General features: G+C 69.9%; 18 protein-coding genes. 5 read left to right on the forward strand and 13 right to left on the reverse strand.

Annotation, left to right across the window (positions count from 1 at the left end):
* Positions 1–116: 116 nt before the first annotated feature.
* From E0F75_RS30070 to E0F75_RS30085, 4 genes are all read right to left on the reverse strand, one after another.
* Entirely contained in the window at positions 117–1,739 is a 1,623-nt protein-coding gene (locus E0F75_RS30070) for a cytochrome bc complex cytochrome b subunit (protein ID WP_229314103.1), read from the reverse strand.
* A complete protein-coding gene (locus tag E0F75_RS30075; RefSeq protein ID WP_073916679.1) occupies positions 1,736–2,788 on the reverse strand; it encodes a ubiquinol-cytochrome c reductase iron-sulfur subunit in 1,053 nt (350 codons plus the stop codon). Before E0F75_RS30075 ends, E0F75_RS30070 begins: the two co-directional genes overlap by 4 nt.
* Positions 2,785–3,594: a c-type cytochrome gene (locus E0F75_RS30080; RefSeq protein ID WP_229314104.1), complete on the reverse strand. Its 810-nt coding sequence runs from the start codon at positions 3,592–3,594 to the stop codon at positions 2,785–2,787. Before E0F75_RS30080 ends, E0F75_RS30075 begins: the two co-directional genes overlap by 4 nt.
* Positions 3,595–3,668: 74 nt before the next feature.
* Positions 3,669–4,289 (reverse strand): heme-copper oxidase subunit III, encoded by a 621-nt coding sequence (locus E0F75_RS30085; RefSeq protein WP_229314105.1) that lies wholly within the window; start codon positions 4,287–4,289, stop codon positions 3,669–3,671.
* A 202-nt stretch (positions 4,290–4,491) separates the two neighbouring features.
* Here E0F75_RS30085 and E0F75_RS30090 point away from each other — a divergent pair, with 202 nt between their 5' ends.
* Positions 4,492–4,893: a hypothetical protein gene (locus E0F75_RS30090; protein WP_030314377.1), complete on the forward strand. Its 402-nt coding sequence runs from the start codon at positions 4,492–4,494 to the stop codon at positions 4,891–4,893.
* A 5-nt stretch (positions 4,894–4,898) separates the two neighbouring features.
* Here the strand turns inward: E0F75_RS30090 and E0F75_RS30095 are convergent, their stop codons facing one another.
* From E0F75_RS30095 to coxB, 4 genes are all read right to left on the reverse strand, one after another.
* Positions 4,899–6,152, reverse strand: coding sequence for an Ig-like domain-containing protein (locus E0F75_RS30095; RefSeq protein WP_229314106.1), 1,254 nt, complete (start codon positions 6,150–6,152; stop codon positions 4,899–4,901).
* 121 nt (positions 6,153–6,273) lie between these two features.
* Positions 6,274–6,672 carry a cytochrome c oxidase subunit 4 gene (locus E0F75_RS30100; RefSeq protein ID WP_017238857.1) on the reverse strand — a complete coding sequence of 133 codons (399 nt, stop codon included), beginning with the start codon at positions 6,670–6,672 and terminating at the stop codon, positions 6,274–6,276.
* Complete coding sequence (gene ctaD, locus E0F75_RS30105) at positions 6,669–8,405, reverse strand: cytochrome c oxidase subunit I (protein ID WP_229314107.1); 1,737 nt, start codon at positions 8,403–8,405, stop codon at positions 6,669–6,671. The genes E0F75_RS30100 and ctaD overlap by 4 nt, the downstream gene beginning before the upstream one ends.
* Complete coding sequence (coxB, locus tag E0F75_RS30110) at positions 8,402–9,367, reverse strand: cytochrome c oxidase subunit II (protein WP_229314108.1); 966 nt, start codon at positions 9,365–9,367, stop codon at positions 8,402–8,404. Before coxB ends, ctaD begins: the two co-directional genes overlap by 4 nt.
* Before the next feature lie 647 nt (positions 9,368–10,014).
* Between coxB and E0F75_RS30115 the strand changes: the two genes are divergently transcribed.
* Positions 10,015–11,412: a cysteine desulfurase/sulfurtransferase TusA family protein gene (locus E0F75_RS30115; RefSeq protein WP_229314109.1), complete on the forward strand. Its 1,398-nt coding sequence runs from the start codon at positions 10,015–10,017 to the stop codon at positions 11,410–11,412.
* 749 nt (positions 11,413–12,161) lie between these two features.
* Here E0F75_RS30115 and E0F75_RS30120 read toward each other — a convergent pair.
* Positions 12,162–13,136: a carbohydrate kinase family protein gene (locus E0F75_RS30120; RefSeq protein ID WP_030314366.1), complete on the reverse strand. Its 975-nt coding sequence runs from the start codon at positions 13,134–13,136 to the stop codon at positions 12,162–12,164.
* Between the two features lie 133 nt (positions 13,137–13,269).
* Between E0F75_RS30120 and E0F75_RS30125 the strand changes: the two genes are divergently transcribed.
* A complete protein-coding gene (locus E0F75_RS30125; RefSeq protein ID WP_229314110.1) occupies positions 13,270–13,476 on the forward strand; it encodes a hypothetical protein in 207 nt (68 codons plus the stop codon).
* Positions 13,477–13,542: 66 nt separating this feature from the next.
* Positions 13,543–15,072 carry a hypothetical protein gene (locus E0F75_RS30130; RefSeq protein ID WP_229314111.1) on the forward strand — a complete coding sequence of 510 codons (1,530 nt, stop codon included), beginning with the start codon at positions 13,543–13,545 and terminating at the stop codon, positions 15,070–15,072.
* Between the two features lie 84 nt (positions 15,073–15,156).
* On the opposite strand, the gene E0F75_RS30135 is transcribed toward E0F75_RS30130, so the two are convergent.
* Positions 15,157–15,513 (reverse strand): iron-sulfur cluster assembly accessory protein, encoded by a 357-nt coding sequence (locus E0F75_RS30135; RefSeq protein ID WP_015033024.1) that lies wholly within the window; start codon positions 15,511–15,513, stop codon positions 15,157–15,159.
* Between the two features lie 248 nt (positions 15,514–15,761).
* On the opposite strand from E0F75_RS30135, the gene nadA reads away from it, so the two are divergent.
* Positions 15,762–16,970: a quinolinate synthase NadA gene (gene nadA, locus E0F75_RS30140; RefSeq protein WP_229314112.1), complete on the forward strand. Its 1,209-nt coding sequence runs from the start codon at positions 15,762–15,764 to the stop codon at positions 16,968–16,970.
* Positions 16,971–17,065: 95 nt separating this feature from the next.
* On the opposite strand, the gene E0F75_RS30145 is transcribed toward nadA, so the two are convergent.
* The 3 genes from E0F75_RS30145 to E0F75_RS30155 form a co-directional block, all read right to left on the reverse strand.
* Positions 17,066–20,194 carry an efflux RND transporter permease subunit gene (locus E0F75_RS30145; RefSeq protein ID WP_229314113.1) on the reverse strand — a complete coding sequence of 1,043 codons (3,129 nt, stop codon included), beginning with the start codon at positions 20,192–20,194 and terminating at the stop codon, positions 17,066–17,068.
* A gap of 187 nt (positions 20,195–20,381) precedes the next feature.
* Entirely contained in the window at positions 20,382–21,071 is a 690-nt protein-coding gene (locus E0F75_RS30150) for a response regulator transcription factor (RefSeq protein ID WP_229314114.1), read from the reverse strand.
* A complete protein-coding gene (locus E0F75_RS30155; protein ID WP_229314115.1) occupies positions 21,068–22,309 on the reverse strand; it encodes a sensor histidine kinase in 1,242 nt (413 codons plus the stop codon). The genes E0F75_RS30150 and E0F75_RS30155 overlap by 4 nt, the downstream gene beginning before the upstream one ends.
* Positions 22,310–22,319: the final 10 nt, after the last annotated feature.

Below are 22,319 nucleotides of genomic sequence, written 5' to 3' on the forward strand. Positions count from 1 at the left end.
GTCCGTAACGGCTAGGGCTCCACCCTATCGACCCCCGGGGACGGCAAAGAGCCCCGTCCATCGAATGGACGGGGCTCTCACCGTGGCGACTTGTCGAAAGTCAGGAGTTCAGGTGATCAGTGGTGGCCGTGGCCGCTCTGGATCTCCTTGTACTCCTCGACCGTGGGCTTGGCGATCTGGCTGTCGCCGCCGTAGTAGCCCTTGTTGAGCTTGACCCGGAGCTTCTCCATGCGCCCGATCTTGCGCTCCACGCCGTTCTCGTCGACGGCCGGCGGAAGCGCCGCCGCGTCGTACTGCTCGTGCGCGGTGAGACGGTGCAGCTCGCCCTGGCTGAGCGGCTCGTGGATCTCGACGAACTCACCGTGCGGCAGGCGCTTGATGATGCCGGACTCGCGACCGTGCAGCACCTTGTCCTTGTCGCGGCGCTGGAGGCCGAGGCAGATCCGCTTGGTGACGATGAACGCGATGACCGGACCGACGAAGAAGAAGATCCGCACGAACCAGGTGATCGAGTTGAGCGACAGGTGGAAGTGGGTCGCCCAGAGGTCGTTTCCACCACCCACGAGCATGATCATGTACGCGGTGATCCAGGCGACACCGAAACCGGTGCGCGTCGGAGCGTTGCGCGGGCGCTGCGCGATGTGGTGCTCGCGCTTGTCGCCGGTGATCCACGACTCGATGAACGGGTAGACCGCGATGGCCGCGAGGACCGCCGGGAAGATCGCCAGCGGGATCATCACGCCCAGGACGAGCGTGTGGCCCCAGAGGTTGATCTCCCAGCCCGGCATGACTCGGATCAGACCCTCGGCGAAGCCCATGTACCAGTCGGGCTGGGCGCCGGTGGACACCTGGTCCGGGCGGTACGGGCCGATGGCCCAGATCGGGTTGATCGAGGCGATCGCGGAGATGACCGCGATGACACCGAAGACCAGGAAGAAGAAGCCTCCGGCCTTGGCCATGTAGACCGGCAGCAGCGGCATGCCCACGACGTTCTTGTTCGTGCGGCCGGGGCCCTCGAACTGCGTGTGCTTGTGGAAGAACACCAGGATGAGGTGGGCCACCACGAGACCGAGCATGATGCCGGGCAGCAGCAGGATGTGGGCCGAGTAGAACCGGGCCACGAAGTCGCCGCCGGGGAACTCCCCGCCGAACAGGAACATCGACAGGTACGTGCCGATGACCGGCACGGACAGGATCGCGCCCTGCATGAAGCGGACACCGGTGCCGGAGAGCAGGTCGTCCGGGAGCGAGTAACCGGTGAAACCGGTGAACATGCCCAGGAAGAACAGCAGGAAGCCGAACAGCCAGTTGATCTCACGGGGCTTGCGGAACGCACCCGTGAAGAACACGCGCATCATGTGCACGAACATGCCGGCGAGGAAGATCAGCGCCGCCCAGTGGTGGATCTGCCGGATCAGCAGACCACCGCGCACCTCGAACGAGATGTGCATGGTCGAGTTGAACGCCTCGGACATCAGCTGTCCCTGGAGCGGGACGTACGGTCCGACGTACTCCACCTCGTTCATCGACGGGTGGAAGAACATCGTCAGATAGACGCCCGTCAGGATGATGATGAGGAAGCTGTAGAGGCAGATCTCGCCCAGCATGAAGGACCAGTGGTCCGGGAAGATCTTCCGCATGTTGGCCTTGGCCAGCGTGTAGATCCCCAGGCGACCGTCTGCCCAGTCGGCGACCCGCTCACCGGCGGGCGCTTTCTTCGTATCGGTCACGGTGCTCATCCGCGCTCCCAGAAGGAAGGACCGACGGGCTCGTCGAAGTCGCCGAGCGCCTCCAGGAAGCCCTTGTCGTTCACGCCGATCCGCAGCTGCGGGAGGGCGTGACCGGCCGGGCCGAAGATGACGCGGGCGCCGTCGGAGAGGTCGAAGGTGGACTGGTGGCACGGGCAGAGGACGTGGTGCGTCTGCTGCTCGTACAGGGAGATCGGGCAGCCCACGTGGGTGCAGATCTTCGAGAAGGCGACGATGCCCTCGTGCGACCACTCGAGCTCGCGCTTGTCCTTGATGTCCTCCGGCTGGATCCGGACGATCATCAGGGCGGCCTTGGCGATCTCGGTCTGGAAGTGGTGGTCGTGCTCCGAGAGGCCCTCGGGCATCGCGAAGGTCAGCGATCCGACCGCGACGTCCTCGGGACGCAGCGGCTCGTGCGTGTTCATGTTGATGAGCTGAAGCCCCTTGGCCCACATCGTGGTCCGGAGCTTCTTCTCGGGCAGCGGGCCCATGTCACGCAGCAGCACGATGCCGGAGAGCGGAACGAGCGACAGCGCGCCGAACATCGTGTTGCGGATGAGCTTGCGACGGCCCATGCCCGACTCGGCGGCACCGGCCGCGAAGTCCGACATGACCTTCGCCTTGGTCTCGGCGTCGGCCGCGATCGGGTGCCGCTCGTCCGCGATCTCGACGTCGGACATCAGGGTGCGGGCCCAGTGGACCGCGCCCGCGCCGATGAAGAAGAGCGCGAGACCCAGGGTCCAGCCCAGTGCGAAGTTGAGCGCGGACACCCGGCCGAAGGGCCAGATGTACACGATCTTGTCGACCGGGAAGATCACGTACGAGGCGATGAAGCCGATCGTGGCCAGCATCGACAGCGTGAACATGAACGCCACCGCGCGCTCGGACCGACGTGCGGCCCGCTCGTCGATGTCCTGGATGCGGGGCTTGTGGGGCGGGAGGCCCGGGTCGGCGAACGGGTCGTCGGCGACCTTCACCGCGCCGTGCGCGGTGTCCTGCCCTGCCGGCAGGTTCTCTTCTGGAATCTCTTGGCTACTCATGACTTCTTGGCCTTAGCGGTGTGGGCCGCGACCCAGACGGCAACTGCGATCAGCGCACCCAGGCCGAAGACCCAGGCGAACAGGCCCTCGGAGACGGGGCCGAGGCCACCGAGCGAGAGACCGCCCGGGCTGTCGGCCTTCTCGCCGTTGACGGCCTGGACGTACGCGATGATGTCCTTCTTCTCCTTCTCCGGCATGGTCGTGTCCGGGAAGGAGGGCATGTTCTGCGGGCCGGTCTGCATGGCCTCGTAGAGGTGCTTCGGGCTCACGCCTTCGAGGGTCGGGGCGTACTTGCCGTAGGTCAGCGCGCCACCCTCACCGGTGAAGTTGTGGCACTGGGCACAGTTGGTGCGGAACAACTCGCCACCCTTGGCGATGTCGGCACCGTCAGGGCTGTACTGGCTCTCGGTCGGCGTGATCGCACCGGCACCGAGAGAAGCGACGTACGCCGCGAGCTGATCGATCTCAGCCTGCGAGTAGATGGTCTTCTTCTTCGGGACCTGGGCGCCCGGCTGCTGGGCCGGCATGCGGCCCGTGCCGACCTGGAAGTCGACGGCGGCCGAACCGACGCCGACGAGGGAGGGGCCGTCAGTGGTGCCCTGACCGCCGGTTCCGTGGCAGCTGGCGCAGCCGACGGAGTAGAGCTTCTTCCCCTCCTCGATGGCGAGGGACTGGGCGGTTTCATCGGCCTTCGCCGTGCCCGCGGGCGCGAACGCGGCGTACAGCCCCCCAGTGGCCGCCAGCGCGAGAAGTAGGACGACGACCGCCGCCAGCGGATGGCGTCGTCGTGCGGAGAGCTTTTTCACGGATTACCCCGGTGTCAGGATCTTCTGCGTCGATGCTTGCTGGATGTCTCGGTCCGCCGTGTCGGCGGCGCCGACTACTTGATCATGTAGATCGTGGCGAAGAGGCCGATCCAGACGACATCGACGAAGTGCCAGTAGTAGGACACGACGATGGCGGCGGTTGCCTGCTCGTGAGTGAACCTCTTGGCGGCGTACGTCCGGCCGAGGACCAGCAGGAAGGCGATGAGACCGCCCGTCACGTGCAGGCCGTGGAAGCCGGTGGTCAGGTAGAACACGGAGCCGTACGGGTCCGACGAGAGCGAGAGGCCCTCGTGCTTCACCAGCTCGGTGTACTCGAAGACCTGTCCGCCGATGAAGATCGCACCCATCACGAACGTGATGATGAACCACGACCGGAGCTTCTTCACGTCGCCCCGCTCCGCGGCGAAGACGCCGAGCTGGCAGGTGAGTGAGGAGAGCACCAGGATCGTGGTGTTGGTCGCCGAGAACGGGAAGTTCAAGGCCGAGGCCTTTTCCGCCCAGAACTCTGCGCCCATCACCGATCGAAGGGTGAAGTACATCGCGAAGAGGGCCGCGAAGAACATCAGCTCGGAGCTCAACCAGATGATGGTTCCGACGCTGGTGAGGTTCGGTCGATTGACCGACGGGTGCGCGTGCCCTGTTTCTACTGTCGTTACTGTCGCCACGACCGACATTATGTCGGTCGCTTATCCCGCCCTCACTCCGGGGGGTGCCGTTCGGAGTGTCAGAGGGGTGTGTCCAGCCCGAACGGCCCAGTGCGCGGGCCCCCCGGCACCCTTCGAACAGGTGTTGAACGGGTGTTGACGGGGTGTGGACCGGAGTAGCATCCGCGCATCGGTCGACGACGACCCACCCGCCTTCCCAGCCGGAGGAACGATGCAGTCGAGTGCCACGGTCCTGGTCTACAGCGACGACGCGAACACCCGCGAGCAGGTACGGCTGGCGGCCGGGCGCAGGCCCGCGTCGGACGTCCCCCCGGTCGAGTTCGTGGAGTGCGCGACGCTGCCGGCGGTGCTGAAGCGCCTGGACGAGGGCGGCATCGACGTGTGTGTCCTGGACGGCGAGGCGGTGCCCGCGGGCGGCATGGGCGTCTGCCGGCAGATCAAGGACGAGGTCTTCCACTGCCCGCCGGTGCTGCTGCTCATCGGCCGCCCGCAGGACGCCTGGCTGGCCACCTGGAGCCGCGCGGACGCCGCGGTCACCCTTCCGGTGGAACCGGTCGAGTTCGCGGCGTCCTTGGCCTCCCTGATCCGCTCGCGCCTGTCGATCGACGCGTGAGCTGATCAGATCGAGGGCCTGAGGCGGGCCTTCTCCGTGGAGGCCACCGGGTTGCCGGCGGCCTCCACCAGGGCACTGCCCTCGCGCCACTTGGCCCACGGCAGGTTCCAGTCGCCGAAGCCGTTGCCGAAGGTGTCCATCGTGTTGCCGAAGCTGTTGACGACGCGGACGATGTCGCCGGGGCGGACGGTCTCGTAGAACCAGGCCGCGTTCCCCGTCGACATGCCGACACAGCCGTGGCTGACGTTCGCCACGCCCTGCGAGCCGACCGACCAGGGCGCGGCGTGGACGTACTCACCGCTCCAGGTGACCCGGGTGGCGTAGTAGACCGGCAGGTCGTACGACTCCGAGCTGCCCTCCGCGATGCCGATGCTGGTGCCCCGCATCCGGACGTAGTACTCCTTGCCGAGCACCACTTTGATGCCGTTTCGGGTGGAGAAGCCCGGCTTGCCGGTGGTCACCGGAATGGTATTGATCACTTCTCCGTTGCGCCGCACGGTCATGTAGTGCGACCCGGCGTCCGCGACGGCCTCGATCCGGTCGCCGATCGTGAGCTTCAGCGGCTTGGACGCGCCGCCGTAGAGCTTGTCGCCGACCTTGAGGCCGTCCAGGTTGCCGGTGACCGTGACGCTCGCGCCGGCCGGCCAGTACTCCTTCGGGCGGAAGTGCAGCTTCTTGTCGTCCACCCAGTACCAGGCGCCCTCGACGGACGGCGTGGAGCGGACCTTGAGCGCCCGCTCGACGACGGCACGCGCCTTGCGGTCCTTGACAGGGAGGCTGAGGTCGGCCGTGATGGGCTGTCCGACGCCGTATGTGCCCGTCTCCGGGCCGAAGGTCGCGGTCAGCGCCCGTTTGGCCGGGGCCGTCTCGAAGGTGAACGTACGGGCGCCTGGAGCGCCGTCCTCGTCCTCGGTGGCGACGCGGACCGTGTAGCGGGCGCCGGCCGCCAGGGCGGCCGTGGAGCGCCAGCGCTGCCCGTCCGCGGTGAGTTCGCCCGCCAGGTGGTGGCCGGACGCGTCTATGGCGGTGACGTCGGTGATCCTGCCGTCGTCGCCCTTGGTGGTGACCTCCAGGGCCTTCTCCGGGTCCGCCTTGGCGCCGTCCTCGGGGGCGCTGACCGCGAGCTGGTCCGCCGCGTCATACGCCCTCGCCGACAGCGGATGGCCGTCGGAGCCCGCACACGCCGAGGCGACTGCGGTGACGGTGACGGCCAGAAGAGTGCAACTCAGAACAGTCCGAATGCGCGGCGTGTCGTTCATGACTTCACGCTAAGGACAATCCTCGCTCCCAGCGCGCCGAGTGCTGCAAAAGAGGGGCCCGGACACTTCGGTGACGAAGTGTCCGGGCCCCTCGGGTGCTCCGGTGGGGAGCGGGGTACCGCTACTGGTTCTGGTTCTCGCCGCGGTAGAACTCGAAGACCCAGCCGAACAGGCCGACGAGGATCAGCGGGGCGGAGAAGTACAGGATCCACCAGCCCATCGCGATGGCGAGGAAGGCGAGCGCACCGCCGACGGCCAGCGACAGCGGCTGCCAGCTGTGCGGGGCGAAGAAGCCCACTTCACCGGCCTCGTCCGCGACGTCGGCCTCCTTGTCGTCCTGCGCCATCGCGTCGACACGCTTGGCCGTGAAGGCCAGGTAGTAGCCGATCATGATGGACAGGCCGAACGCCAGGAACAGCGCCGTCGTACCGACCGGCTCCTTCGACCACACGCCGTACAGGACGGCCATGGCAAGGATGAAGACGCTCAGCCAGATGAACATCTTGCCCTGGATCTTCACTTGCCGGCCTCCTTGCCGCCCGCGAGGGCCTCGGCCACGTGACCCTTGTTCTCGAGCTGGTCGAGAGCCGCGATCTCAGGGTGGTGCAGATCGAACGCCGGGGATTCCGAACGGATCCGCGGCAGGGTGAGGAAGTTGTGCCGCGGCGGCGGGCAGGACGTCGCCCATTCGAGCGAACGGCCGTAGCCCCACGGGTCGTCGACCTCGATCTTCTTGCCGTACTTGGCGGTCTTCCAGACGTTGTAGAGGAACGGCAGGATCGACAGACCGAGCAGGAAGGAGGAGATCGTCGAGATCGTGTTCAGCGCGGTGAAGCCGTCGGCGTCGAGGTAGTCCGCGTAACGACGCGGCATGCCCTCGGCACCGAGCCAGTGCTGCACGAGGAACGTGCCGTGGAAGCCGATGAACAGCGTCCAGAACGTCATCTTGCCGAGCCGCTCGTCCAGCATCTTGCCCGTGAACTTCGGCCACCAGAAGTGGAAGCCGGCGAACATCGCGAAGACCACGGTGCCGAAGACGACGTAGTGGAAGTGCGCGACGACGAAGTACGAGTCGGAGACGTGGAAGTCCATCGGCGGCGAGGCCAGGATGACACCGGTCAGACCACCGAAGGTGAAGGTGATCAGGAAGCCGATCGTCCACAGCATCGGTGTCTCGAAGGACAGTGAGCCCTTCCACATCGTTCCGATCCAGTTGAAGAACTTCACGCCTGTCGGTACGGCGATGAGGAACGTCATGAAGGAGAAGAACGGGAGGAGCACGCCACCGGTGACGTACATGTGGTGCGCCCACACGGTCACGGAGAGACCGGCGATCGCGATGGTCGCGGCCACCAGACCGATGTAGCCGAACATCGGCTTGCGGCTGAAGACCGGGATGACCTCGGAGATGATGCCGAAGAACGGCAGCGCGATGATGTACACCTCTGGGTGGCCGAAGAACCAGAAGAGGTGTTGCCAGAGCAACGCTCCACCGTTGGCCGCGTCGAAGACGTGTGCACCGAACTTGCGGTCCGCCTCCAGGGCGAACAGCGCGGCCGCGAGGACCGGGAAGGCGAGCAGGACCAGCACACCGGTCAGCAGCACGTTCCAGGTGAAGATCGGCATGCGGAACATCGTCATGCCCGGAGCGCGCATGCAGATGATCGTGGTGATGAAGTTGACCGAACCGAGGATCGTGCCGAAGCCGGAGAAGGCCAGACCCATGATCCACATGTCGGCGCCGACACCCGGCGAGCGGACGGCGTCCGACAGCGGGGAGTAGGCGAACCAGCCGAAGTCGGCCGCACCCTGCGGGGTGAGGAAGCCGGCCACCGCGATGATCGAGCCGAAGAGGTACAGCCAGTACGCGAACATGTTCAGCCGCGGGAACGCCACGTCGGGCGCGCCGATCTGCAGCGGCATGATCCAGTTGGCGAATCCGGCGAACAGCGGCGTCGCGAACATCAGCAGCATGATCGTGCCGTGCATCGTGAACGCCTGGTTGAACTGCTCGTTCGACATGATCTGCGTACCCGGACGGGCCAGCTCGGCGCGCATGAAGAGCGCCATGAGTCCGCCGATGCAGAAGAAGACGAACGACGTGACCAGGTACATCGTCCCGATCGTCTTGTGATCGGTGGTGGTCAGCCACTTGATCACGACGTTGCCGGGCTGCTTGCGCCGTACGGGCAGCTCGTTCTCGTACGAGTCCTCAGCTGCGGCGGCACCCTGGGTTTCGTTGTGGATGCTCACAGTTGGTTCTTCTCCGCATTCCTGGCCGGGTCCGTCTGCTCGATGCCAGACGGGATGTAGCCGGTCTGCCCCTTCTCGGCCAGCTCCTTCAGGTGCTGCTGGTAGCGCTCCGGGGAGACCACCTTGACGTTGAAGAGCATCCGGGAGTGGTCGACACCGCACAGCTCGGCGCACTTGCCGAGGAAGGTGCCTTCCTGCGTCGGGGTGACCTCGAAGGAGTTCGTGTGACCCGGGATGACGTCCTGCTTCATGAGGAAGGGGACCACCCAGAAGGAGTGGATGACGTCACGGGAGGTCAGGACGAACCGGACCTTCTCGCCCTTCGGCAGCCACAAGGTCGGGCCCGGGTTGCCGGTCTGCGGGTTGCGGTCACCGGGGATACCGGCGTCGTAGACGCCGCCGGCGTTGTCCGGGAACTGGTCCAGGAACTTGTCCGGAATGGCCGCAAGGTTCTTGTCCGTCTTGGCGTCGCCCTTCACACCGGGCACGTTCTCGACGTAGTTGAAGCCCCAGCTCCACTGGTAGCCGACCACGTTGACCGTGTGGGCCGGCTTCGGGGAGAGCTCGAGGAGCTTCGACTCGTCGCGCGCGGTGAAGTAGAAGAGCACCGAGACGATGATGAGCGGGGTGACCGTGTACAGCGCCTCGATGGGCATGTTGTAACGGGTCTGCGGAGGTACCTCGACCTTGGTCCTGCTCCGCCGGTGGAAGATGGCGGACCAGATGATCAGGCCCCACACCAGGATTCCGGTGATGAGCGCGGCCGCCCACGAGCCCTGCCACAGGGAGAGGATCCGAGGAGCCTCTTCCGTGACGGGGGTGGGCATACCAAGGCGGGGGAAGTCTTCCCAGTTGTACGAGCAGCCCGTGGCTGTCGCCAGGATCAGGCCCGCAGTCAGCACCTGCGGCAGCTTCCGCCGCATCGGGCGCCGCGACGAGCGGTCGGAGCCGTTGGGACTCACGTAGCGCCTTCCCGAGAGTCTCGGCCCGCGTTGGTCGGCCACGGCCGTCCGTCTCGCTGGTCGGTCGCCGCCCCGGCCGCGGGCAGGGGTTTGGATGTTTATGCGGACCAAACCCTACTGGACGCTATTTGGGGTCGCGCGGGGAGGGTGCCCAACGCGCCGTCCGAGTCCCCGAAGGGGTGGACTCCGGGGTTCCGGAGGGGGGCCGGACGCGTCCGTTCGGCGGTCTGCCGGTGTACGGCGACGCGGTTCTGACGAGGGCTCACGGAGGCGGGTGAGCAGGTGGGGCGGGGAGCGGTGGCGGCCGAGCGGGGGCATGCGGCGGACGGACCGGGGGTGCGCTGCGGGCGTGCGGCGGACGGGCCGAGGGGTGCGCTGCGGGCGCGCGGCGGACGGGCCGGGGGGCTCGCGACGGGCCCGGCCCGGGTCGGCCGCGGGCCCACTCCGGACCGGCCATGGGCTCGCCCCGGACCGGCCACGGACGTGCTGCGGCCTGGCCCCGGACGCACTGCGAGCCTGGCCGCGGGCGCGCTGTGAGCCTGGCCGCGGCCTGCCCCCGGCCGCGCAGGGGACTGAATCGGCGACCCGTCGCGGAGCTCTCCCCGGGTGGTCGAAGGGCGGCCGCGCCCAGGCCCTACCGTGGGCGGATGCCGTACTTCGACGCCGCGTCCGCCGCCCCGTTGCACCCCGTCGCCCGCCAGGCGCTGCTCGCCTCCCTCGACGAGGGCTGGGCCGATCCGGCCCGACTGTACCGGGAGGGGCGGCGCGCCAGGCTGCTGCTCGACGCCGCGCGGGAGGCCGCGGCGGAGGCCGTGGGCTGTCGCCCCGACGAGCTCGTATTCACTCCTTCGGGGACGCGCGCGGTTCACGCGGGAATCTCGGGAGCTCTCGCGGGGCGTCGGCGTGTCGGAAACCGGCTCGTGGTCTCCGCGGTCGAACACTCCTCCGTACTGCACGCGGCCGAGAGTCACGCGTCGGCGGGCGGAGCGGTGACGGAGGTTCCGGTGGCGCGGACGGGGGCGGTGGACGCGGACGTGTTCGCGGCCGCGCTCGACTCCGGGGACGCGGGCCAGGCCGCCCTGGCGTGTCTCCAGTCGGCCAACCACGAGGTGGGGACCGAGCAGCCGGTGGCGTTGGCGGCCGAGGCCTGCCGGGCGGCGGGCGTGCCGCTGCTCGTGGACGCGGCCCAGTCGCTGGGCTGGGGGCCGGTGGAGGGCGGCTGGTCGCTGCTCGCGGCGAGCGCGCACAAGTGGGGCGGGCCGGCGGGGGTGGGGCTGCTCGCCGTACGGAAGGGGGTGCGGTTCGCGCCTCAAGGCCCGTCGGACGAGCGGGAGTCGGGCCGGGCGCCCGGCTTCGAGAACCTGCCGGGGATCGTGGCGGCGGCGGCCTCGCTGCGGGCGGTACGGGCGGAGGCGGCGGCCGAGGGGGCGCGGCTGCGGGCCCTGGTGGACCGGATCCGGGCGCGGGTGCCGGAGCTGGTCCCGGACGTGGAGGTGGTGGGCGACCCGGTGCGGCGGCTGCCCCACCTGGTGACCTTCTCCTGTCTGTACGTGGACGGGGAGACGTTGTTGCACGAGCTGGACCGGGAGGGATTCTCCGTTTCGTCCGGTTCGTCGTGTACGAGCTCGACGCTGACGCCCAGCCATGTGCTGCGCGCGATGGGGGTGCTGAGCGAGGGGAACGTCCGGGTGTCGCTGCCGGTCGGCACGGCGGAGGAGGACGTGGACCGCTTCCTGGATGTGCTGCCGGTGGTGGTGGCGGGGGTACGGGAGCGGCTCGGCGCGCCGGCGACGTCGCCGGCGGCCGCGCCGGGGCCGGACTCCTTGGTGGTGGACGCGCTCGGCCGGCGCTGCCCGATCCCGGTGATCGAACTGGCGAAGGTCATCGGGGACGTGCCGGTGGGCGGGACGGTGACGGTCCTGGCGGACGACGCGGCGGCGCGGCTGGACATTCCGGCGTGGTGCGAGATGCGGGGGCAGGAGTATGTGGGCGAGTCGCCTGCGGCGGGGGGTGGGGTGGCGTACGTGGTGCGACGCGTGAGCTGACACGCCGCCCGCCCACCGCCCCGTGCCGGTTACTTGCCCCCGCCGCTTGCGGCGCCCCGCGCGCGCCGGTTGCTTGCCCGCCCGCCTGCGGCGCCCCGTGCGCTTCGCGGGGTGCTGCCCCCGCCACGCCGGGCCGCCCGTGCGGGCTGCGCCCGCGCCACCCCCACCCGCCGTGCGGGCACACGCCCCGCCTCGCCACCCGCCGTGCGGGCTGCGCCCGCCGCCCTCGCCACCCCCGTGTGGGCAATCGTCCCGCTGGGCGGGACGGGTGGGCACACGGGACGGCGCGCTCGGCGGCGCCTCCGCCCCTTGTGCCTGGACCCGCACCCCCTGTGCGCCGCACCTGTGGTGCGGGTTCAGGCGCGGAAGCCTAGGCCCGGCAAAGGGGCGCCGTTCCGTTGTGCCCACCCGTTCCGCCCCAGCGGAACGACTGCCCACAACGGGGTGGGCGGCGGGCGGTGCCCACCGTCCCGGGACGGTGGGCACCCCGGCAGGTGAGCTCCGCCTCGGCGGGGACGAACGCCCACAACGAGGTGGGCGGCGGGCGGGGGCGCGCGCCCGGCGGGTGGGCACCGCCTGGGGGTCCCCCGGGCGGAGTCTGGGGGAGGAACGAAGGCCCACAACGAGGGGCGGCTGAGGGCACCGCTCCGGCGGAGCGCGTGGCCGCAGCCGGGCGGGGCGCCCGGGTGCCGGCCGGCAGTGGGCGGGCGCGGGCCGGTGGGCGGCAGGCCCGCGCCCGGCCGGGGGCGTCAGGCCAGGTGGGACTGGACTTCCGTCGCCGCCTCTTCGCCGTACGCCTTCTTGAAGCGGTCCATGAAGTTCGTGCGCCGCAGCGTGTACTCCTGCGTGCCCAGCGTCTCGATGACCAGCGTCGCCAGCATGCAGCCCACCTGAGCCGCACGCTCCAGCCCCACACCCCACGACAGACCCGTCAGGAAGCCCGCGCGGAACGCGTCGCCGACGCCCGTCGGGTCGACCTTCGCCGTCTCCTCCGCGCAGGCGACCTCGATCGGCGTGTCGCCGACGCGCTCGATGCGCACACCGCGCGAGCCGAGCGTGGTGACGCGGTGGCCGACGCGGGAGAGGATCTCGGCGTCGGTCCAGCCCGTCTTGGACTCGATGAGGCCCTTCTCGTACTCGTTGGAGAAGAGGTACGTGGCGCCGTCCAGGAGCGTGCGGATCTCGTCGCCGTCCATCCGCGCGATCTGCTGCGAGAAGTCCGCGGCGAAGGGGATGCCCCGCGTCTTGCACTCCTCCGTGTGGCGGAGCATCGCCTCGGGGTCGTCGGCGCCGATGAGGACGAGGTCGAGCCCGCCCACCCGGTCGGCGACGGCCTTGAGCTCGATCAGCCGGGCCTCGCTCATCGCGCCCGTGTAGAAGGAGCCGATCTGGTTGTGGTCCTTGTCCGTGGTGCAGACGAAGCGGGCCGTGTGCAGGACCTCGGAGATGCGGACCGAGCCGGTGTCGACGCCGTGGCGGTCGAGCCAGCCGCGGTACTCGTCGAAGTCGTAGCCGGCCGCGCCCACCAGGATCGGGGTGCCGCCGAGCTGGCCCATGCCGAAGCAGATGTTGGGGCCGACGCCGCCGCGCCGGACGTCGAGGTTGTCGACGAGGAAGGAGAGGGACACCGTGTGCAGCTGGTCGGCCACCAGCTGGTCGGCGAACCGGCCGGGGAAGGTCATGAGGTGGTCGGTGGCGATGGAGCCGGTGACTGCGATACGCACGGCGGGGTGCTCCTGCGGGAAGGCGGCAATGACGGACATTCACGCTACCGGCTGGTGGCCTCACTGCCGAACAGTGGAAACTACCCCAGAGTAGGCCTTTTCCCCGGGGGCGTGCGGTGCATACGGTGCGCCCATGACCATCTACCCCGCTTCACGTGAGCGACACGAGTCCGAGCCGAGCCTCGCCGACCTGCGGGGCGACGGCGCACGGATGGCTCCGCACTGGGTGACTCCGGTCGCCCCCGCGCCCGCTCCGGTCTCCCCCGCGCTGATCCACGGGGTCGTCGTCCCGGCGGCCTCGGCACGGCTCATCGAGGCGACCACCGAATACGGCGGCTGACGGACGGAACCGTCCGCGCACCCGCTCCGTCCCATCGGCGTCCGGTCGAGACGAGGGAGCGTTGCGGTGAGCGGTACGGAGAACGTACGGAGGCGGCGGAGCGTCATCGCCGCCTCGGTGGCGGCGGGTGTGCTGCTCGCCGGGGGCGGTGGCGTCTACCTCGCCACCACGGCATCCGGTGACGGCACCGGCGCGGGCGCGGCCGCCAAGGCCGCCGACGCCGGTCCGCCGGCCCCGCTGCGCCTGGAGGGCGGCAGCGGCGACGCCACCGACGGTGGCGACACACGGGGCGGCCCGGGCATCGCGCCCGGCGAGCCTGACCCCGGGGGCGGCCCGAACGGGACCGTCTACACAGCCAAGGGCCCACTCCCCCAAGGGCCCTCCTCGGCCGCGGTCCACCGGCCCGAGGGCCTGGTCACCTCGGCGGAGGTGACCAGGCTGGCCGAAGCGCTGGGCATCTCCGGGAGTCCCTCGCTGGTGGGCGAGGTCTGGACGATCCGGCCCGAGAAGGACGGTTCGGGAGCCCGCCTCGACGTGGCGCGGAAGGCGCCCGGGAACTGGACGTACTCCTGGTACGACGGCGGTCCGGCCGGCGACGCCTGCCTCAAGGGCAAGGCCTGCCCGCCGCCGGGCGAGTCGAAGCCCGCGCCGGGCGGTACGCCGCTGAGCGAGGCGGCGGCGAAGGCGGCGGCCGCGCCGATCCTGAAGGCGCTCGGCCAGGACGACGCCAAGGTCACCGCGACCGGTGTGGTGAACGGTTCGGTACGGGTGGTCAACGCCGATCCGGTGGTGGGCGGACTGCCGACGTACGGCTGGTCGACGGGGCTGCACATCGCGCGGGACGGCCGGGCGGTCGCCGGGAGCGGGACGCTCAAGGATCCGGCCGAGGGCGCCGCGTACCCGGTGATCGGGGCGGCGAAGGCGCTCGCCGCGCTGAACGAGGACGCGAAGGGCACCGGCCCGATCGGCATCGGGCACTGCCCCACGGCCCCGCCCGGTGTGGACGGGAACGGGAAGACCGAGGACACCCGGACCGGCGGAAAGCCGGCGCCCGGGCACGTCGAGCCCACTCCGCCCTGCCAGACGATCGTGGACAGGGCCGCGCCCGACCAGGTGCCGGTGACCGCCGCGGTGTTCGGTCTGGCCGCGCGGGACGTGGACGGTGAGCGGCTGCTCGTACCGTCGTGGCTGTTCACCGCGGACCCGGCGGACGGCGCGCCGTACACGGTGGTGCGGACGGCGGTGGCCCCGGAGTACCTGGCGCCGCCGGCGAAGCCCTCGCCGGAGCCGACGCCCACGCCCACACCCCCTCCCGGGGACGGTACGGAGGCCGCGCGGGTCGTCGAGTCCGTCCGCGTCCAGGGGGACGGCAGGGAGCTGGCTGTCACCTTCTGGGGCGGGGTGTGCAGCACGTACACCGTGAAGGCCGACGAGCAGCCGGACCGGGTGACGGTGCGGATCGTCGAGAAGACCGACCCCGAGCGGATCTGCATCATGATCGCCAAGGACTTCACGAAGACCGTGACGCTGAAGAGTCCGCTGGGCGACCGGCCGGTGATCGACGCGGCGAGCGGGGAGGCGGTGCCGCGCCGCTGAGTCCGGCGGGCGGGCACGACCGAGGGCGGCGGCCCGGGATCTCTCCCGGGCCGCCGCCCTCAGGCACGTACAGCCGTGTGCGGCTTAGCTGAACGAGTCGCCGCAGGCGCAGGAACCCGTGGCGTTCGGGTTGTCGATGGTGAAGCCCTGCTTCTCGATGGTGTCGACGAAGTCGATCGAGGCGCCGCCCAGGTACGGGGCGCTCATGCGGTCGGTGACGACCTTGACGCCGTCGAAGTCCTTCACGACATCGCCGTCGAGCGAACGCTCGTCGAAGAACAGCTGGTAACGCAGGCCGGAGCAGCCGCCGGGCTGAACGGCGACGCGCAGGGCCAGGTCCTCGCGGCCTTCCTGGTCGAGGAGGGCCTTGACCTTGGCCGCGGCGGCGTCGGACAGGAGGATGCCGTCGCTGACAGTGGTCTTCTCGTCCGATACGGACATCTGCTTCTCTCCCGGTGTGTACGGAGACTGCTTGCCGACGGTTGCAACCGACGGTGCCCCGGATTCATTCCGGGCCGTGTGGGTCTTTCTCTCTTCATGCTCGCACACCCTGTCCAACTGCGGGGACGGCGAAGTCCAGCGACGGCGACGGCGAATTCGTCACATCGACACTATGGACATCGTCAACGTGACGTGAAGCGGTTATGATAGATAGCGTCATTTCGACGAAAAGGTTCCCCGAAGAAAGGGTGCGTGACGTGACCACGGCCCAAGCCCGTCATGATCTCGACGTCCAGCCGTCGCCGCTCGCCCTGCTTCTGCTCGGTCGCGAGGCCGACCCGAAGAGCGAGCGCGGCGTGGAGTGTCCCGGCGATCTGCCGTCACCCTCCGACCCTGACCTGGTGGAGCGCGCCCGCGCGGCCAAGGAGAAGCTCGGGGACAAGGTCTTCGTGCTCGGCCACCACTACCAGCGCGACGAGGTCATCCAGTTCGCCGACGTCACCGGCGACTCCTTCAAGCTCGCGCGTGACGCGGCGGCCAAGCCCGAGGCCGAGTACATCGTCTTCTGCGGTGTGCACTTCATGGCGGAGTCGGCCGACATCCTGACCGGCGACGAGCAGAAGGTCGTCCTGCCCGACCTCGCGGCCGGCTGCTCGATGGCCGACATGGCCACCGCCGAGCAGGTCGCCGAGTGCTGGGACGTGCTGACCGAGGCCGGCATCGCCGAGCAGGTCGTGCCCGTCTCGTACATGAACTCCTCGGCCGACATCAAGGCCTTCACCGGCAAGCACGGGGGCACGATCTGCACCTCGTCGAATGCCGAACGCGCCCTGAACTGGGCCTTCGAGCAGGGGGAGCCCGGCACGACGAAGGTGCTGTTCCTGCCGGACCAGCACCTGGGCCGCAACACGGCCGTCCGCGACATGGGCATGTCCCTCGACGACTGCGTTCTGTACAACCCGCACAAGCCGAACGGCGGGCTGACCGTCGAGGAGCTGCGCGCCGCCAAGATGATCCTGTGGCGGGGTCACTGCTCGGTGCACGGCCGCTTCTCGCTGGACTCGGTCAACGACGTCCGCGAGCGCATCCCGGGCGTGAACGTGCTCGTCCACCCCGAGTGCCGGCACGAGGTCGTCGCCGCCGCGGACTACGTGGGCTCGACCGAGTACATCATCAACACCCTGGAGGCGGCCCCGGCCGGTTCCAAGTGGGCGATCGGCACCGAGCTGAACCTGGTCCGCCGCCTGGCGAACCGGTTCGCCGACCAGGACAAGGAGATCGTCTTCCTCGACAAGACGGTCTGCTTCTGCTCGACGATGAACCGCATCGACCTGCCGCACCTGGTGTGGACCCTGGAGTCGCTGGCCGAGGGCAACCTCATCAACCAGATCCGGGTCGACAAGGAGACGGAGAGCTTCGCGAAGCTCGCGCTGGAGCGGATGCTCGCTCTGCCGTAACGGTTCTCCGTACACCTGCGTGTTCTCCGTACACCTGCGTACGGAAAGGGGCGCCCCGCCATCGAGCGGGGCGCCCCTTCCTTCTGCCGTACGGATCAGACCGCGGCCGGCTCCTTCGCCTGCGGCGGGACCGGCGCGTCGCCGGCCTTCGCGTCCCTCTTCGCCGCCTTCTTCTTCGCGCGGCGCTCCTTGCGGAGCTCCACCATCGCGTAGAGCGTCGGGACGAGGAGCAGCGTCAGCAGCGTCGACGTGATCAGACCGCCGATCACCACCACGGCCAGCGGCTGGGCGATGAAGCCGCCCTCGCCGGTGATGCCGAGCGCCATCGGCAGCAGGGCGAAGATGGTCGCCAGGGCGGTCATCAGGATCGGGCGGAGCCGGTGCCGGCCACCCTCGACCACCGCTTCGACGACGCCCAGGCCCTGCGCCCGGTACTGGTTGATCAGGTCGATCAGGACGATCGCGTTGGTGACGACGATGCCGATGAGCATCAGCATGCCGATCATCGCCGGGACGCCCATCGCGGTGTCGGTGACCACGAGGAGACCGATCGCGCCGGTCGCCGCGAACGGGATCGAGACCAGCAGGATCAGCGGCTGGATCAGCGACCGGAAGGTCGCGACGAGCAGCATGAAGACGATCGCGACGGCCGCGAGCATCGCCAGGAACAGGTTGAGGAAGGCCTCGGACTGGTCCTCGGAGACACCGCCGATGCTGGCGGTGGCGCCCTCGGGCAGGTCGAGCGCGTCGATCTTCTGCTGCAGGGTGGCGCTCACGGCGCCGGTGTTGTCGCCGACCGGCTTGGCCGTGATCGTCGCGGCGCGGGCGCCGTCGATCCGGGTCATGGACACCGGGCCGGGGACGAGCTCGACCGTGGCGATGTCGCCCAGCTTCACCGGGCCGAGGGGCAGCGCCTTGAGACCGGCCAGAGTGGTGACCGGCTTCGCCGAGGTGATGAGGACGTCCCGCTCGCTGTCGTCGAGGATCGCCTTGGCGGTCGGGGTGCCCCGGACGGCCTGGCCGACGATCATGCCGAGCGAGGCGGAGTCGAAGCCGGCATCGGCCGCCGCGGGCTTCGCCTTGACCGAGATGCGCGGGACGGACTGCGAGAGGTCGCTCTGGACGTCGGTGACGTCCTTGATGCCGGCGATCGCGGCCCGGACCTGCTCGGAGGCCTTCTGGAGGACCTCGGCGTCGGTGGCCTTGACGACCACGCTCAGGTCCTGGCTGCCGAAGCCGTCACCGGCGGCGAGCTTGGTGTCGCCGACGCCGTCGAGGGCCGCGAGGCCCTTCTCGATGGCGTCACGGGTCTTCTCGAAGTCGGCGGACTCCTCCAGGCTGACCTGGTAGGTGGCCTGGTTGGTGCCGGTGCCGCCGCCGAAGGCCGCCATGAAGCCGGACGAGCCGACGTTGACCTGGTAGTCCTTGACGCCGTCGGTGTCCGCAAGGAGCTTCTCGATCTTCTTCGCGGCCGCGTCGGAGGCGTCGAGGGCGGTGCCGGGCGCCAGCTCCTGCTGGATGCTGAGCACCTCCTGCTCGCCCTGGTCGAAGAAGTTCGTCTTCAGGAGCGGGGCCATGCCGAAGGTGACGATCAGGACGACGAACGCGATGGCGAGGCTGGTCAGCCGACGCCGGGTCGCGAACTTCAGGACCGGCACGTAGAGGCGCTGGAGACGGCTCTTCTCCTCCTTCTCCTCGGCCAGCCTGCGGGCCTCGGCCAGGTCCTCCGGGGTGCCCTTGGGGGCGCGCAGGAACCAGTACGAGAGGACCGGGACGACCGTCAGGGAGACGAGCAGCGAGGCCAGCAGGGCCGCCGTGACCGTCAGCGAGAACGAGCCGAACAGCTCGCCGATCATGCCGCCGGTCAGACCGATCGGCAGGAAGACGGCGACGGTCGTGAGCGTCGAGGAGGTGACGGCGCCCGCCACCTCGCGGACCGCGGTGAGGATGGCGGTCTGCCGCTCCTCGCCGTAGCCGAGGTGACGCTTGATGTTCTCCAGGACCACGATCGAGTCGTCGACGACCCGGCCGATGGCGATGGTGAGCGCGCCGAGCGTCAGCATGTTGAGCGAGAGGTCACGGGTCCACAGCACGATGAGCGCGAGGACGACCGAGAGCGGGATGGAGACCGCGGTGACCAGGGTGGAGCGGATCGACGCGAGGAAGACCAGGATCACCAGGACGGCCATGACGAGGCCGAGGGCGCCCTCGGTGGTCAGGCCGGAGACGGCCTTGGCGACGGCCGGGCCCTGGTCGGAGACCACGGTCAGCTCGGCGCCCGCGCCGAGGTCGGCGCGCAGCTCGGGCAGCTTCTCCTTGACGGCGTCGGAGATCGCGACGGCGCTGCCGTCCTTGTCCATGGTGGCCATGACGGCGAGGCTGGGCTTGCCGTTGGTCCGGGTGAGGGAGACGCGCGGCGACTCCTCCTGGCGGACGGTGGCCACGTCACCGAGGCGGACCGCCTTGCCCTTGCCGGGGGTGGCCGCCGGGATGCGGAGGTCCTCGATCTGCTTCAGCGAGGTGTAGCCGCCGCCGACCTGGATGGTGCGGCTCTTGCCCGTCTCGGAGAAGGAGCCGGCCGGGAGAACGCCGCCGCCGGAGCGGAGGGCCTCACCGAGCTTCATCGTCGTGAGACCGGCCGCGGCGAGCTTGCGGTCGTCCGGGGTGACGGAGACCTGGAGGTCCTGGACACCCGTGACGGAGACCTGGCCGACGCCCTCGATGTCCTCCAGGGCGGGCACGACGGTGCGGTCCAGCAGGTCGGCGAGCGCCTGCGCGTCCTGGCCGGAGGAGGCGGCGAGGACGACGGTCGGGATGTCGTCCGTGGAGCCGGCCACGACCTGCGGGTCGACGGCGTCGGGCAGTTCGGCGCGGGCCCGGTTGACGGCCTGCTGGACGTCGGCGACGAGCTGCTTCGTCGATTCGTCGCCGTAGTCGAAGGAGGCCATGATGAGCGCCATGCCCTCGGAGGCCGTGGAGGTGACCGACTTCAGGCCGTCGACGGCCTTGAGGTTGTTCTCCAGGGGCTCGACGACCTGCTTCTCGACCACATCGGGAGAGGCACCCTGGTAGGGGGCGAGGACCGAGACCATGGGCAGCTCGATCGAGGGGAACAGCTGCTGCTTCAGCTGCGGTATCGCAATCGCCCCGAACACCAGGGCGACGATGGAGATCAGCCCGATCAGGGCCCTTTGCGCGAGGCTGAATCTGGACAGCCAGGACATGGGGTCTCTCTTCTGTGGCGTACTCGTCGACAGGCGGGAGCAGCCAAGACCCCGGCCCGGATCCGCGGGATCCGCCGGAGGTGCCCCCCGTCTATACGATCTGCCATCGAGGACCGGAAGTCCTCGCCCCCCGGGTCCAGATCCTTATCCCGCGCATACCGCGTCTGGAGTACGCCGGAGCCCCTGGTCACTCCACCCTTGGACGTACCAGTCCCGATTCGTAGGCGGTGACGACCAGCTGGGCCCGGTCGCGGGCGCCCAGCTTGGCCATGGCCCGGTTGACGTGGGTCTTCACGGTGAGCGGGCTGACGTCGAGCCGCTCGGCGATCTCGTCGTTGGAGAGACCGCCGGCGACGAGGACGAGGACCTCGCGCTCCCGGGCGGTGAGCGCGGCTAGCCGCTCGGTACGGCCCCGGCCGCCGTCGCCCACGGCGTCCGTGCCGGGGCCCTGGGCCAGGAACGTGGCGATCAGGCCCTTGGTGGCGGCCGGGGAGAGCAGCGCCTCGCCGGCGTGGGCGATCCGGATCGCGCCGAGCAGCTCCTCGGGTTCGGCACCCTTGCCGAGGAAGCCGGAGGCCCCGGCGCGCAGCGACTGCACGACGTACTCGTCGACCTCGAAGGTGGTCAGCATGACGATCCGTACGTCGGAGAGCTCCGGATCCGCGGTGATCATGCGGGTGGCCGCGAGGCCGTCCGTGCCCGGCATCCGGATGTCCATCAGGACCACGTCGGCCCGCTCGGAGCGGGCCAGGGCCACGGCCTGGGCGCCGTCGGCGGCCTCGCCGACGACCTCCATGTCCGGTTCGGAGTTCACCAGGACCTTGAAGGCGCTGCGGAGCAGGGCCTGGTCGTCGGCCAGCAGTACCCGGATCGTCATGTGTCCTCCCCCGTACGGGACGTCACCGGCAGTATCGCCTGGACGCGGAACCCGCCGCCGTACCGGGGGGCCGCGGTCAGGGTGCCGCCGAGCGCGCCGACCCGCTCGCGCATGCCGAGCAGACCGTGGCCGCCGTTGGGCACGGGGTCGGGGGCGGGGGCGGACGTGCCGTTGTCGAGGACGGTGATCTCGACCGTGCGGCCCACCCGGACGACGCTCACCTCCGCCTTGGCGTCCGGGCCCGCGTGCTTGCGCACATTGGTCAGCGCCTCCTGCACGATCCGGTACGCGGCCAGGTCGACGGTCGCGGGCAGCGGCCGCTCCCCGTCGGTGCGGGCCAGGGCGACCGGGAGCCCGGCGTTGCGGAAGCTGTCGAGCAGCCCGTCGAGGACGGCGAGGCCGGGGGCCGGCTCGGTGGGGGCCTCCGGGTCGCCGGACTGGCGCAGCAGGCCGACGGTGGCGCGCAGCTCGTCGAGCGCGGACCGGCTCGCGTCCCGGACGTGCGCGAGGGCCTCCTTGGCCTGGTCGGGGCGCTTGTCCATGACGTGCGCGGCGACGCCGGCCTGCACGTTCACCAGGGCGATGTGGTGGGCGACGACGTCGTGGAGGTCGCGGGCGATCCGCAGCCGCTCCTCCGCGACCCGGCGGCCCGCCTCCTCCTCGCGGGTGCGCTCGGCCCGCTCGGCACGCTCCCTGATGGCGTCGACGAAGGCCCGGCGGCTGCGGACGGCGTCTCCCGCGGCCGCCGCCATGCCGGTCCAGGCGAAAAGGCCGACGTTCTCCTGGGCGTACCAGTGGGTGGGGCCGAAGGCCATGGCCGCGGCCGTCAGCACCGCCATGGTGACGAGGCCGACCCGCCAGGTGGTGGGCCGGTCGGTGCGGGAGGCGACCGTGTAGAGCGCGATGACGGCACTCATGGCGATGGTGGCGGGCCGGGTGTCGTTGACCAGCTCCAGGAGGCTGACCGCCACCGTGAAGCAGAGCACGTGGAAGGGGTAGCGCCGGCGCAGCACCAGGGCGGCGGCCGCCAGCACCATGAACAGCACGTTCGCCGCGCTGGGCACGCGGTCGCCGAAGGTCAGCCCGCCCGGGCTGCCGTGCGGGGCGGTGAAGGACCCGGCGATCATCGAGACGAGCACGCCGAACGCGAGCGTCGCGTCGAAGGCGAGCGGATGCGCGCGGAACCAGTCGCGGAGACGGGCGAAGAGCGTGCCGGTGGCGGGTCCGGTGTGGGTCACGGGCAACAAC

This window comes from Streptomyces sp. CB02980 (genome assembly GCF_014451325.2).
Taxonomy (GTDB): Bacteria; Actinomycetota; Actinomycetes; order Streptomycetales; family Streptomycetaceae; genus Streptomyces.

What these genes read in the sequence shown, in the direction of transcription:
- E0F75_RS30085 (WP_229314105.1), bottom strand. Translation starts at nt 4,289, where the DNA reads ATGTCGGTCGTGGCGACAGTAACGACAGTAGAAACAGGGCACGCGCAC.
- E0F75_RS30150 (WP_229314114.1), bottom strand. Translation starts at nt 21,071, where the DNA reads ATGACGATCCGGGTACTGCTGGCCGACGACCAGGCCCTGCTCCGCAGC.
- E0F75_RS30070 (WP_229314103.1), bottom strand. Translation starts at nt 1,739, where the DNA reads ATGAGCACCGTGACCGATACGAAGAAAGCGCCCGCCGGTGAGCGGGTC.
- E0F75_RS30090 (WP_030314377.1), top strand. Translation starts at nt 4,492, where the DNA reads ATGCAGTCGAGTGCCACGGTCCTGGTCTACAGCGACGACGCGAACACC.
- E0F75_RS30115 (WP_229314109.1), top strand. Translation starts at nt 10,015, where the DNA reads ATGCCGTACTTCGACGCCGCGTCCGCCGCCCCGTTGCACCCCGTCGCC.
- E0F75_RS30125 (WP_229314110.1), top strand. Translation starts at nt 13,270, where the DNA reads ATGACCATCTACCCCGCTTCACGTGAGCGACACGAGTCCGAGCCGAGC.
- E0F75_RS30075 (WP_073916679.1), bottom strand. Translation starts at nt 2,788, where the DNA reads ATGAGTAGCCAAGAGATTCCAGAAGAGAACCTGCCGGCAGGGCAGGAC.
- E0F75_RS30145 (WP_229314113.1), bottom strand. Translation starts at nt 20,194, where the DNA reads ATGTCCTGGCTGTCCAGATTCAGCCTCGCGCAAAGGGCCCTGATCGGG.
- E0F75_RS30095 (WP_229314106.1), bottom strand. Translation starts at nt 6,152, where the DNA reads ATGAACGACACGCCGCGCATTCGGACTGTTCTGAGTTGCACTCTTCTG.
- E0F75_RS30135 (WP_015033024.1), bottom strand. Translation starts at nt 15,513, where the DNA reads ATGTCCGTATCGGACGAGAAGACCACTGTCAGCGACGGCATCCTCCTG.